Annotated in this window: 11 protein-coding genes and 1 other annotated feature; of the genes, 3 read left to right on the forward strand and 8 right to left on the reverse strand. The window is 35.4% G+C overall.

Annotation, left to right across the window (positions count from 1 at the left end; all coding sequences use genetic code 11):
* Nucleotides 1–8: 8 nt before the first annotated feature.
* The 5 genes from NKR20_RS12825 to NKR20_RS12845 form a co-directional block, all read right to left on the reverse strand.
* Nucleotides 9–161 (reverse strand): YezD family protein, encoded by a 153-nt coding sequence (locus tag NKR20_RS12825; RefSeq protein ID WP_121212646.1) that lies wholly within the window; start codon nucleotides 159–161, stop codon nucleotides 9–11.
* A gap of 14 nt (nucleotides 162–175) precedes the next feature.
* Nucleotides 176–910 (reverse strand): sirohydrochlorin chelatase, encoded by a 735-nt coding sequence (locus NKR20_RS12830; RefSeq protein WP_253426992.1) that lies wholly within the window; start codon nucleotides 908–910, stop codon nucleotides 176–178.
* Between the two features lie 14 nt (nucleotides 911–924).
* Complete coding sequence (gene cobA, locus NKR20_RS12835; RefSeq protein ID WP_253426993.1) at nucleotides 925–1,704, reverse strand: uroporphyrinogen-III C-methyltransferase; 780 nt, start codon at nucleotides 1,702–1,704, stop codon at nucleotides 925–927.
* A gap of 678 nt (nucleotides 1,705–2,382) precedes the next feature.
* Nucleotides 2,383–4,797 carry a leucine--tRNA ligase gene (gene leuS / locus NKR20_RS12840; RefSeq protein WP_121212644.1) on the reverse strand — a complete coding sequence of 805 codons (2,415 nt, stop codon included), beginning with the start codon at nucleotides 4,795–4,797 and terminating at the stop codon, nucleotides 2,383–2,385.
* Nucleotides 4,798–5,030: 233 nt separating this feature from the next.
* Nucleotides 5,031–5,242: a binding site (T-box leader), on the reverse strand.
* Between the two features lie 100 nt (nucleotides 5,243–5,342).
* On the reverse strand, nucleotides 5,343–6,647 hold the full coding sequence (locus NKR20_RS12845; RefSeq protein ID WP_366519732.1) for an MDR family MFS transporter: 1,305 nt from the start codon (nucleotides 6,645–6,647) through the stop codon (nucleotides 5,343–5,345).
* A gap of 19 nt (nucleotides 6,648–6,666) precedes the next feature.
* Here NKR20_RS12845 and mnmL point away from each other — a divergent pair, with 19 nt between their 5' ends.
* Both mnmL and mnmM read left to right on the forward strand, forming a co-directional pair.
* The gene (mnmL, locus tag NKR20_RS12850) at nucleotides 6,667–7,623 is read left to right on the forward strand and encodes a tRNA modification radical SAM protein MnmL/YtqA (protein ID WP_121212642.1); all 957 of its coding nucleotides are present in this window, start codon (nucleotides 6,667–6,669) and stop codon (nucleotides 7,621–7,623) included.
* Nucleotides 7,623–8,192, forward strand: a complete 570-nt coding sequence (gene mnmM, locus NKR20_RS12855) for a tRNA 5-(aminomethyl)-2-thiouridylate-methyltransferase MnmM (protein WP_121212641.1) — start codon at nucleotides 7,623–7,625, stop codon at nucleotides 8,190–8,192. The genes mnmL and mnmM overlap by 1 nt, the downstream gene beginning before the upstream one ends.
* Nucleotides 8,193–8,288: 96 nt before the next feature.
* On the opposite strand, the gene NKR20_RS12860 is transcribed toward mnmM, so the two are convergent.
* Together NKR20_RS12860 and NKR20_RS12865 are read right to left on the reverse strand one after the other, a co-directional pair.
* Nucleotides 8,289–9,782, reverse strand: coding sequence for an alanine/glycine:cation symporter family protein (locus NKR20_RS12860; RefSeq protein ID WP_121212640.1), 1,494 nt, complete (start codon nucleotides 9,780–9,782; stop codon nucleotides 8,289–8,291).
* Nucleotides 9,783–9,910: 128 nt separating this feature from the next.
* The gene (locus tag NKR20_RS12865; protein ID WP_121212639.1) at nucleotides 9,911–10,717 is read right to left on the reverse strand and encodes an alpha/beta hydrolase; all 807 of its coding nucleotides are present in this window, start codon (nucleotides 10,715–10,717) and stop codon (nucleotides 9,911–9,913) included.
* A gap of 119 nt (nucleotides 10,718–10,836) precedes the next feature.
* Here NKR20_RS12865 and NKR20_RS12870 point away from each other — a divergent pair, with 119 nt between their 5' ends.
* Nucleotides 10,837–11,349 carry a gamma carbonic anhydrase gene (locus NKR20_RS12870; RefSeq protein ID WP_121212638.1) on the forward strand — a complete coding sequence of 171 codons (513 nt, stop codon included), beginning with the start codon at nucleotides 10,837–10,839 and terminating at the stop codon, nucleotides 11,347–11,349.
* A gap of 59 nt (nucleotides 11,350–11,408) precedes the next feature.
* Here NKR20_RS12870 and metK read toward each other — a convergent pair whose 3' ends face one another.
* Nucleotides 11,409–12,605, reverse strand: coding sequence for a methionine adenosyltransferase (gene metK, locus NKR20_RS12875; RefSeq protein ID WP_121212637.1), 1,197 nt, complete (start codon nucleotides 12,603–12,605; stop codon nucleotides 11,409–11,411).
* Between the last annotated feature and the right edge of the window lie 22 nt (nucleotides 12,606–12,627).

Consider the following 12,627-nt stretch of genomic DNA (forward strand, 5'->3'; position numbering starts at 1 on the left):
TTGGTAAATTATTTTAAGCGAATTTTTTCATTTTTTTCGATTTGAACAATGCGATTATCCTGGACTATGAGTGTAATTGATCCATAATTCATCGTACTAATCATTTGCTTTAAGCTTTCTATTGCTTTTTCAAAATTCTCTTGTTTCTTATCTTTATCCATATTTAAACACTCCTTTAAGAAACTAATGCTTCGTTTACTCGTTCAACCAACACTTCACGAACGTTGTGGTCATAGCCTAAACAATCACATAACACAATTTGCTCTTCTGAAAGCCCAAGCTTTTCAATTTTTTTCCGAATTCCAATTTTTAATAAACCCGTAAATAAAAGATATGGAACAATAAATACTTTCCTTTTACGCTCATTTATTTGCTGTAAAGCATCTTCAAATGACGGCCCATTACCATATAAGAAACATGTATCAACATTGGAAAATTGAAATTTTTGCTTTAGAAGGTTTGCAATACTTTGAAGATCGGTTTGTACTTGTTTGTCACTGCTACCTCGACCAATTAACAAAATATCAACATCTTTTTCACGCGTTGTGTTTTTCGCTATTACTCTATCATTTAAACTATTTATTAGTTTTTCATGAATGCCGAATGGTCTACCTAACGAAATCGAAACAGATGGATAAAGTTCTTGTGCCTTATGAATTTCTAATGGTATATCTTGTTTTGCATGATTAGCAGATAGTAATAAAATTGGGATAACTGATATGTTCGTTGCGCCTTTTGCAACACATGTAGCAATTCCATCTATAATTGAAGGCTCAGCTAATTCAAGGAAGCATAGTTCTTGAATATCAACTTGAATGAATGGCTTAACCGTCTCAATAAATTGAATTGCTTCATCAATACCTGCTTTTACACGAGTACCATGGGCAACAAATAGAACAGCTTTCATCATTTCTACCTACCTTCTCAAACAGGAACTTCCTGAAGTAAACTTTGTTGAACTTGGGTTTGTTCGAACCAAGCAATCTTTTCTCGCATATTCACAACATCCCCAACAATAATCATACTTGGATTTTTAATTTCTTCATTTTTTGCTATTTCTACTATCGTTTCCAAAGTACCGACAATTGTTTTTTGCTGTGCTGTTGTTCCCCAATGAATTAGCGCAATCGGTGTTTGTGGATTACGTTTATATTTCATTAGTTGTTCGGTTACATATTGTAAATTTCCAACCCCCATATAAATAGCGAGAGTGTCAACAGATTCTGCTAAGCCTTTCCAGTTAATCGAGTCATCTTTTCCTTCTCGCATATGCCCTGTCACTATGGCAAAACTTGAACCTAAATCACGATGTGTCACTGGAATTCCTGCATATGCAGGAGCAGCTATACCTGATGATATACCCGGAACAACTTCGAAAGGTATGTTTGCATTAGCAAGTACTTCTGCTTCTTCTCCCCCTCGACCAAATACAAAAGGATCTCCCCCTTTAAGTCGAGTGACAATTTTCCCTTCGTTTGCATAATGCACCAGTAAATGATGAATTCTTTCTTGAATAACACCATGTAATTTTGGTAATTTACCAACGAAAACTAATTCTGCGTTTGGTTTGGCATATTCAAGCAATTCCTTATTCACAAGTCGGTCGTATAAAATAACATCCGCTTGTTGAATACACTTAAGTCCTTTTACCGTTATTAAATCTACGTCTCCCGGGCCTGCGCCAACAATATATACTTTTCCCATGATGTCCTCCCAAGATTAACTTTTATTTTCTAACCGTTCTAAATATTAGTTCTATAATAAACTTTATTATTCTTACTGGTCAACTATGTTTTTAAAAAATATATTACTATTTGTAAAACTAATTATTTAATGACTCTAATCATTGTCTTGGAATACATCTAAATGATACGGCTACTAAGTATATGAAGACATCTTAATTCTTTTATAACGCCTAGTTAAAAAAGAGACTTATGTATAGTTTTAGTAAATAAGCCTCAATAAACTCCTGTTCCAACTACGTGCTGTTCCCACAATACGGACTTGGAAATATTCAAGTTTATTGAGGCCTCTAGTTATCTAGTCAGCTTCGTTAATTCTTAGTAATCTGCTATACATAATAATGTTTAAAGCCTTATAAGTCAATAGTTTTCATAATATTTATATAATAATAGAAAGTACAAAAACACATACAACTTAACGCAAAACAAGTGTATTTTTCTTTAAAAATAAAGGGATTTTTATAATCAATGAATTTTCCTTTACACCTTAATTAAGCGCATATAAAAATTGTAATAGGAATAATAAATTTCAAATTTATTTCTCACGTTGTATTTAGGAATTGATCCAAACATCCCTACTTAACAAAAAAACTGTCTCAAAAATATGGTTTACATATTTCCGAGACAGTACTATTTTTTATTATTTCACTACAATATTTACCAATTTCCCTGGTACAGCAATAATTTTTACGATTTGTTTACCTTCAATAAACTCCTTCACTTTTTCATCTTGTTGTGCAATTTGTTCTAGCTGTTCTTTTGATGCGTCTTTAGCGATTTTTACTTTAGAACGTAATTTACCGTTAACTTGAACAATTACTTCAATTTCGTCATCCACTAATTTTGACTCATCATATGTTGGCCATGCTTCGTAAGTAAGTGTTTCGTTATTACCTAAGATTTGCCATAACTCTTCAGACACGTGAGGAGCAATTGGTGCTAGTAATTTAACAAAGCCTTTTGCATACTCAGTTGGAATCACTTCAGCTTTATAGCAATCATTAATAAATACCATCATTTGTGAAATAGCTGTGTTGAAACGAAGATGTTCATAGTCTTCCGTTACTTTTTTCACTGTTTGGTGGTAAGACTTTTCAAGAGTTGTATCAGAACTATTTTGTACTTTTTCCGCTAATGTACCTTCATCTGTTGTAAATAAGCGCCATATACGATCTAAGAAACGACGTGCCCCATCAAGACCATTTGTAGACCATGCTACAGAAGCATCTAGTGGACCCATAAACATTTCGTATAGACGTAATGTATCGGCACCGTGACTTCTTACGATATCGTCTGGGTTTACAACATTCCCTTTTGATTTAGACATTTTTTCATTACCTTCACCTAAAATCATTCCTTGGTTGAATAATTTTTGGAATGGTTCTTTTGTATGAACAACACCTAAATCATAAAGTACTTTGTGCCAGAAGCGTGCGTATAGTAAGTGAAGTACCGCATGCTCTGCTCCACCAATATAAATATCAACTGGTAACCATTGTTTTAATAATTCTGGATCTGCTAACGCTTCTTTATTATTAGGGTCAATATAACGTAAGAAGTACCAACTTGAACCAGCCCATTGTGGCATTGTATTTGTTTCACGACGACCTTTTTTGCCTGTAACTGGATCAACAACATTTACCCATTCTTCGATATTTGCAAGTGGTGATTCACCTGTACCAGAAGGACGGATATTCGAAGTTTTTGGTAATACTAATGGAAGTTCTTCTTCAGGAACAGTTGTCATTGTGCCATCTTCCCAATGAATCACTGGGATAGGCTCACCCCAATAACGTTGACGAGAGAATAACCAGTCACGTAAGCGGTAAGAAATTTTCTTTTCACCTACACCGTTTTCCTCTAACCATTCAATTGCTTTAGAAATTGCTTCAGCTTTACCTAAACCATTTAAGAAATCAGAATTGATATGTGGTCCATCACCTGTGAATGCTTCATTCTCAATGTCGCCACCTTCAAGAACTGGTTTAATTTCTAATCCAAATTCCTTTGCAAATTCATAGTCACGTTCATCATGAGCAGGTACAGCCATAATTGCACCAGTACCGTAAGATGCTAGTACATAGTCTGCAATCCAAACTGGAATCTTTTCTCCGTTAATTGGATTTACTGCATAAGCACCAGTAAATACACCTGTTTTTTCTTTAGCTAAATCTGTACGTTCTAAGTCAGATTTTAATTTTACTTTTTCAAGGTATTCTTCTACAGCACCTTGTTGTTCAGCAGTCGTAATTTTTGCTACTAATTTATGCTCAGGTGCAAGAACACAGTATGTCGCACCAAATAAAGTATCTGGACGAGTAGTAAACACTTTGAAAGTTTCGTCTGTTCCATCTACTTTAAATGTTACTTCAGCACCTTCAGAACGACCAATCCAGTTACGTTGCATTTCTTTAATTGATTCTGGCCAATCAACCTCATCTAAATCATCAATTAAGCGATCTGCATAAGCAGTAATTTTTAACATCCATTGTTTCATTGGACGACGCTCTACTGGGTGACCACCACGTTCTGATTTCCCATCGATTACTTCTTCATTTGCTAATACAGTACCAAGCGCTGGACACCAGTTAACTGCTACTTCATCGATGTAAGCTAAACCTTTTTTATATAATTGAATGAAAATCCATTGTGTCCATTTGTAGTATTCAGGATCTGTTGTATTAATTTCACGATCCCAATCATAAGAAAAGCCTAATTCTTGAATTTGGCGTTTAAATGTCGCAATATTTTTTGCTGTAAATTCTGCAGGGTCATTTCCAGTATCTAATGCATACTGTTCAGCTGGTAGACCGAATGCATCCCAACCCATTGGATGTAACACGTCAAACCCTTGCATACGTTTAAAGCGTGATAAAATATCTGTAGCTGTATAACCTTCTGGGTGACCTACGTGTAATCCTGCACCTGATGGATATGGGAACATATCTAATGCATAAAATTTTGGCTTTGAAGTATCATTTAATGTTTTAAATGTTTTATTTTCTGCCCAATATTGTTGCCATTTCTTTTCAATTTGTTGATGATTAAAACTCATGGTAGTTCCTCCTTTTTTGGTAAGTCCGTGTAGTAGTGTTGCGACATGAAGGTTTTCACTATTTCGCCTTGCATTTTTGTCCAGATTTCTTACAAAGACTGTATTAATTTTTTCTATGTAATCTGCGACATCCGCCAGTTTCTTTAGGTAAGCTTACTAATAAGTAGAATATCCTATATTCGGAAAAATTAACAAAATATTTCAAAAATAAAAAAAACTCGCCCCATTCTAATAGAAGGGACGAGAGATATTTGCAAACTCCCGCGGTACCACCCAGATTAGTGACACATCACTCAGCTCAAACCTTAACGCGGCTCACGGTTTTAGTTACTTATTCACTAAAACTGACTCCAAGGCGAGTTCGATTTCTCTACTTACTAGCTTGCACCAAACGCTAGCTCTCTAAAAAGCTTCAAAATCTACTATTCCTTCTCATTGTCGTCCATATTCATTAATGCATTCATTTTAATGGAAATATTCGAAATATACAAGTCCCACATTAAAATATACCTATTATATAGAGTAAATGCACTATTTCTATATCATTAATGTTGAACTTTCTTAACTGGGCGATCGTAAAATAAACAAGGTATGATTGCTATGATTAACATCATGCACAAAGTTAGTATTAGAATGTTCATACTGTAAACATCAACTATTAGTCCTCCAAAAAGCGGGCCAATCATTCTTCCAATAGAACCAATACTGTTGACAATCCCTTGATACGACCCACCTTTACCTTCTGGAGCTAACATATTTGCAATAGTGGGTACAGCTGGCCATACGAATATTTCTCCAATCGTTAATATAATCATAGAGACTGCAAAGATTTTAAAACTATCTGCAAAAATGATTACGATAAAGGATAACATCATAATGGCGATACCAATGACTAGTTGTACTTTTATTTGTTTTTCATACTTTTGTACAATTGGGCTAATAATTGGTTGAAGTAAAATAATTAACAATCCATTTATCGTCCAGAGTAAACTATATTCTTTTAAGCCGATACCTTGCTGCTGGATGTGTGTAGATAAGGTGGATGGCCATTGAGAATAGGCTACCCATGTTAATAAAAAGCCCCCACTAATAATTAATAATGAATAAAAACTTGCCCGGTTAGCTGTATTATTAACTGCACTATCTTTCACTTTAGATTTTTCGACATTTGAAATCATATTACGATACGAAACAGTCGCTAAAATGAAAAAAATGATATACAAACCAAGGTTTGAAACAAATAAATAATCAAAACTTTTATCAGCAATCACGCCTCCAACTGCAGGACCAACTGCTACTCCTAAGTTTTGAGCAAGATAAATAGCATTAAAACCTTTCCTACCACCTTCTGGCCACACAGAACCAACAAATGCGAACATAACGGGAGTGACAACACCACTACCAAACCCCATTATCGTTAAGAACCATACGTAATGTGGCCAACCATGCCAAAACGTGATTCCCACTAACGAAAAAATGGTAATAAAGATTCCAAACATGATAGATTTATACCCACCAAATTTGTCAAATAAATAGCCACCAACCAAGTTACCTAGCATGGTTGCCCCTGCATTAATCATTAGGACAAGCCCAGCTATAGATAATGATTGGCCTAAATGCTCGTGCATGTAAATTGTATTTAAAGGCCAAATTAATGAACTTCCTGTAATATTAATTAACGTTCCAATCACTAATAGCCAGACATTTCTTGGCATACTCAATTCCTCCATCATCTTGATGCAACAAAGAAATATATTATTCTGTTTTTCGAAGTAATTCAAGAAAAACAATATAGTAGAATTGTCCATACATATAAAAATGCATAATACAAAATCCCGTGTTAAAATCATTTAGAGGAGTGAAACAAAAATGTCTAATCAACAATTTCCTTTCCCTTCTGATGGGAAACGTTACTATACATGGAATCGATATTTACGTGATGAGTTTGGTCAAAAGGTTTTTAAAGTAGCACTAGATGCAGGTTTTGATTGCCCAAACCGTGATGGTACAGTTGCTTTCGGTGGATGTACATTTTGTAGTGCGGCTGGTAGTGGTGACTTTGCAGGAGATCGTGTTGACCCAATTCCAGTTCAATTTGAGAAGATTAAAGAAAAAATGCAACATAAATGGAAAAATGGCTTAACAATGGCTTATTTCCAAGCGTACACAAATACCCACGCACCACTTGAAGTGTTAAAGGAAAAATTTGAAGCTGCCCTTGCATGTGAAGGGGTTATGGGATTAAGTATTGCTACACGTCCCGATTGCTTACCTGACGATGTAGTAGAATATTTAGCGGACTTGAATTCTAGAACTTATCTTTGGGTAGAACTTGGACTTCAAACGGTTCATGAAAAAACAGCGAACCTTATAAACCGCGCTCATGATTACGCTACATATGTAGAAGGTGTTGAAAAACTTCGTAAACATAACATTCGAGTTTGTACGCACATTATTAATGGTCTACCTCTTGAAGACTACGATATGATGATGGAAACAGCTCGTGAAGTAGCGAAATTAGATGTACAAGGTATTAAAATTCATCTACTTCATCTATTAAAAGGAACTCCCCTTGTTAAACAGTATGAAAAAGGGATGCTTGAATTTTTAGAGAAAGATCAATATATAAATCTTGTAGCGGATCAACTAGAAGTAATTCCTCCAGAAATGATTGTTCACCGCATTACTGGGGATGGACCAATTGATTTAATGATTGGGCCAATGTGGAGTGTTAATAAATGGGAAGTTTTAAATGGAATTGATGCAGAACTTGAGCGCCGAGGTAGTTGGCAAGGAAAAAAATACAAAGCGGAAGTGCCTAAATAATGAAACTTCAACGAGTATTACAATATGCACAACATTTACTAATATCATCCGTTACTAACGGAGATACAGTGATTGATGCAACAGCAGGAAACGGTCATGATACACTCTTTCTAGCCAATCTTGTTGGTGATCAAGGACAAGTATTTGCCTTCGATGTACAACAACAAGCAGTTGAAGCAACTACGAATCGCTTAACCGAGGCTAATTTAGGTCACCGTGCGACTGTTATTTTAGATGGACATGAAAATATCTCAAAATACATCTCAACTCCAGTAGCTGCGGCTATCTTTAATTTAGGTTATTTACCTGGCAGTGACCATGCAATCATTACAAAACCAAATACTACAATTCAAGCAATAGAAAGTATACTTGCGTTGTTAAAGGTTGAAGGAATCGTGGTACTAGTGATTTACCATGGTCATGAAGGTGGAAAAACGGAAAGAGATGAAGTCATAAACTATGTAAGTACCTTACCTCAAAAGTATTTCCATGTACTGCAATATCAATTTTTAAATCAAAAAAATGACCCACCTTTTGTTATTGCGATTGAAAAAGTGAAAGAAAAATAATTAGAAAAAGACAATGCCATCTCACTACTAATAAATGAGATGGCATTTTTTTACAGTTAAAGCCAATCCAATTTATTGGATTGGCCATATTTAATATTATTGTTTATTTCTCTTTTCCCAGAATTCTGCACCTTTAATTCCTAATTTAATAGGATCAAAAATCGGCTCTTTACCTTCTCTTCTTTGAGATTCATAGTCTTTAAGCGCAACAATTGCAGGTTTCATTATAATTAGAATTGCGATAACGTTTATCCAAACCATCAAACCTAATCCTACGTCACCCATTGCCCAAGCAAGCGTTGATGTACGTACTGTTCCATAGAATGCTGTTACGATGATAACGATTTTCGCTACCCAAATCCCTATTTTTTCAGCACTTCCAGAGAATAGATATGCTACGTTGGTTTCGGCTATATAGTAATAAGCCATTATTGTTGTGAATGCAAAGAAGAATAATGCAATCGCAACAAATGGAGCACCAAATCCTGGTAATGCAGAATCTACTGCATATTGTGTATAAGAAGCCCCTGCTTCAATACTTTTCGCAAACGTGATTTGTTCCTCTCCAGAAAGTTCAGATGCTTTGAATTCACCCACATGGATAAATGTATTATCTTCAGCAGCCTTTTCATCATGTACATTATACATACCTGTAAATAGAATCATAAACGCCGTAGCTGAACAAACTAGTAAAGTATCAATATATACAGAAGCCGCTTGAACTAAACCTTGTTTTACAGGGTGAGATACTTCAGCAGCAGCAGCTGGGTGAGCACCTGTCCCTTGCCCTGCTTCGTTTGAGTAAATTCCTCGTTTAACACCCCAAGCGATAGCAGAACCAATAATACCACCAAAGATTTCTTGAGCCCCAAATGCACTTGAGAAAATTAGTCCAATTACACTTGGTACTTCTGAAATATTTAAAATGATAATTAAAATTGCCATTAAAATATATGCTACAGCCATAAATGGTACGATTACCTGTGCTGCATTTGCAATAGATTTTACCCCACCGATAATGATGATACCTAATAAAACGGCAATAATAGCACCAGTGATCCATGGTTCAATTCCAAATGCATTATTTACTGCACCAGCAATCGCATTTGATTGAACACCAGGCATTAATATTAACATTGCAAGTAATGCTGCAATTGCAAATATAACCGCAAACCATTTTTGACCCATACCTTTTTCTATGTAAAAAGCAGGACCACCGCGATATTCTGTTTCTTTTTCCTCTTTGTAAATCTGAGCTAAAGTTGATTCAACGTAAGCTGTAGCTGCCCCAATAAAGGCGATTGCCCACATCCAAAATACTGCACCAGGTCCTCCAAATCCAATGGCAGTTGCTGTACCTGCAATATTACCAGTCCCAACTCGACCAGATAACGCAATACTCATAGCCTGGAATGAAGAAATACCTTTCTCGGATTTTTCCCCTTTGAACATTAAAACGAACATTTCTTTGATGTAACGCACTTGTAAGAATCTAGTAATCACTGAGAAAAATACCCCAACTAGTAGAATCCCATAGATAAACCAGGGACCCCAAAAGAAATTATTTAGTGCATTAACAATATTCTCCATAACACTTCTCCCCCTTGATGTATACTATTGTTATAAAATTCAATATATTACATCAATTCCATTAATACAATATTTTTCTAAAAAAAAACAAAAAAAACTCAGTTCATTCACTGAGTTTTTTTAAGATACTATTTTACAATATAACCTAGAGACCTTAAAACATTATTCATGAAGTCCTTCGTATACAGAAAAACTTCCTCTCTTTCGTTATCATGAAAAAGATTATGGTAGTTGTATGGCCATTCTTTATATTGTAATTCAGACGTGTTTTGAGAGAATAACCACTTTTTTGAAATAGATGGATCAGTAATTTTGTCTTGTTGGGCAGTTAATAATAAAATAGGCAAAGTTAATTTATTCTCTTGTTCTGTTGTTATATTTTTCATTAATTGTTGAACGTCCTTATACCATCCTCCTGTAACTTTAGAATGATATGGAACATCATCAATCATTTCCGTATACCCATCTAAATTTCGAGTTAACATTTTCTTGTCAAACTCTAATGAGATTTTTTTATTTGGTGCAAGGGTACCAATACCACTTGTTAAAGCGTTGGTAATTAAATTTGATGTTTTTCGTAAATGAAGCCATGGAGAGGATAAAATAAGCCCTGCACACTCTACTGTTTTTTTCTTTAAAAATTCAATTGCAAGTAAACCTCCGAAACCATGACCTATTACAAATACCGGAAGCTCATAGGAAAGAGCATTTTGCATTAACAGTTTGATGTAGGTGATGTACTCGTTAATCGCTTCGTCATGCACTCTTAAAAATTTTGATTCTTCACCATGACCGGGTAAATCCCCCATCACAATGTGATACCCATCAGTGCGTAATTTTTCAATTAACCAGGCATACCAACGATGATGTTCAAAAGCACTATGTATTATGACCACAACTGCTTTAGCATGTTCATCTGTTTCCCATTTCCACATAACTTCGCCTCCAACCCAAATAGCATACTTTTGGGCATACATACCTTTTATATTTTCTTTATTATTTTATTTTGTTACGATAAGCATATATATCATACTTAGAAACGAGGAGATTTACGATGATTTACCCTTTTAAAGATAAAAATCCTAAAATAGACCCATCTGTATTTATAGCTGATTATGTCACAATTACCGGCGATGTGACAATCGGTGAAGAAACATCTATCTGGTTTAATTCTGTCATCCGTGGTGATGTTGCACCAACGTACATAGGTAAACGTGTTAGTATTCAAGATTTGAGTTGTCTTCATCAAAGTCCAAATAATCCATTAATTATTGAAGATGAAGTGACTGTTGGACATCAAGTAACATTACATAGTTGCGTAATAAGAAAACGCGCATTAATTGGGATGGGTTCCATCATTCTAGACGGTGCAGAAATTGGTGAAGGAGCTTTTATTGGGGCTGGTAGTTTAGTTCCCCCAGGTAAAAAGATTCCACCGAATTCTTTAGCAATGGGAAGACCTGCAAAAGTTGTACGCGAAATCACGCCAGAAGATCGTGAAGATATGGACCGCATTATTCGTGAATATGTTGAAAAAGGTCAATATTATAAATCGCTTCAAAAGTAAACATATTATATAGTAAGAATGTAAAAGCAGGTGAAAAAACTCACCTGCTTTTTAACATATTATAATCCAGCTTTTTCTTTTAATTTCTCAGCAATATCTGTATTTTCCCAAGGAACATCTAAATCTGTACGACCGAAATGACCGTAAGCAGCTGTTTGCTTGTAAATTGGGCGACGTAAATCAAGCATTTTAATAATGCCTGCAGGACGTAAATCAAATAATTCACTTACCCATTCTACTAATTGACTCTCAGCTACTTTTCCAGTTCCAAATGTATCGATTGAAATTGACACTGGACGTGCTACACCAATCGCATATGCTAATTGCACTTCTGCTCGATCAGCAAGACCAGCAGCTACAATATTTTTCGCAACATAACGTGCAGCATAGGCTGCAGAACGGTCAACTTTTGTTGGATCTTTTCCTGAGAATGCACCGCCGCCATGACGTGCATAACCACCGTAAGTATCAACAATAATTTTACGACCAGTTAATCCAGCATCACCTTTTGGTCCACCGATTACAAATCGGCCAGTTGGATTAATGAAATATTTTGTATTATCGTCAATTAATTCACTCGGAACAACTTCACGAATTACTTTCTCTTTTAAATCTTCTTGAATTTGTTCTAATGTTACATCTTCATTGTGTTGAGTGGATATAACTATTGTATCGATGCGAACTGGATGATTGTTTTCATCGTATTCAACTGTCACTTGTGTTTTTCCATCGGGACGTAAATATGGAATTTCCTTAGATTTACGTACTTCGGCTAGTTTACGGGATAATTTATGAGCCAAACTAATTGGTAGTGGCATTAGTTCAGGTGTTTCGTTACATGCAAATCCAAACATTAAGCCTTGGTCACCTGCACCAATTGCTTCAATATCTTCATCGCTCATATATCCTTCACGTGCTTCAAGCGCTTGGTCAACACCTTGAGCAATATCTGGGGATTGTTCACCGATTGCAGTTAGTACTGATAAATTTTCAGCATCAAAGCCATATTTACCGCGAGTGTAACCAATTTTGGCTACTGTATCTCGAACAACTGATTGAATATCCACATAAGTAGAAGTTGTAATTTCACCTGCTACAAGTACTAAACCAGTTGAAACAGTTGTTTCACATGCTACACGTGCATTTGGATCTTCTGTTAAAATTGCATCTAATATTGCATCGGAAATTTGGTCACATATTTTATCCGGATGCCCTTCTGTTACACTTTCTGATGTAAACAGTCGACGGTTTGTCATTTGGTTTCCTCCTAAAATCTAT

It is taken from the genome of Ureibacillus endophyticus (assembly GCF_024159215.1).
In the GTDB taxonomy this organism is placed as follows: domain Bacteria; phylum Bacillota; class Bacilli; order Bacillales_A; family Planococcaceae; genus Ureibacillus; species Ureibacillus endophyticus.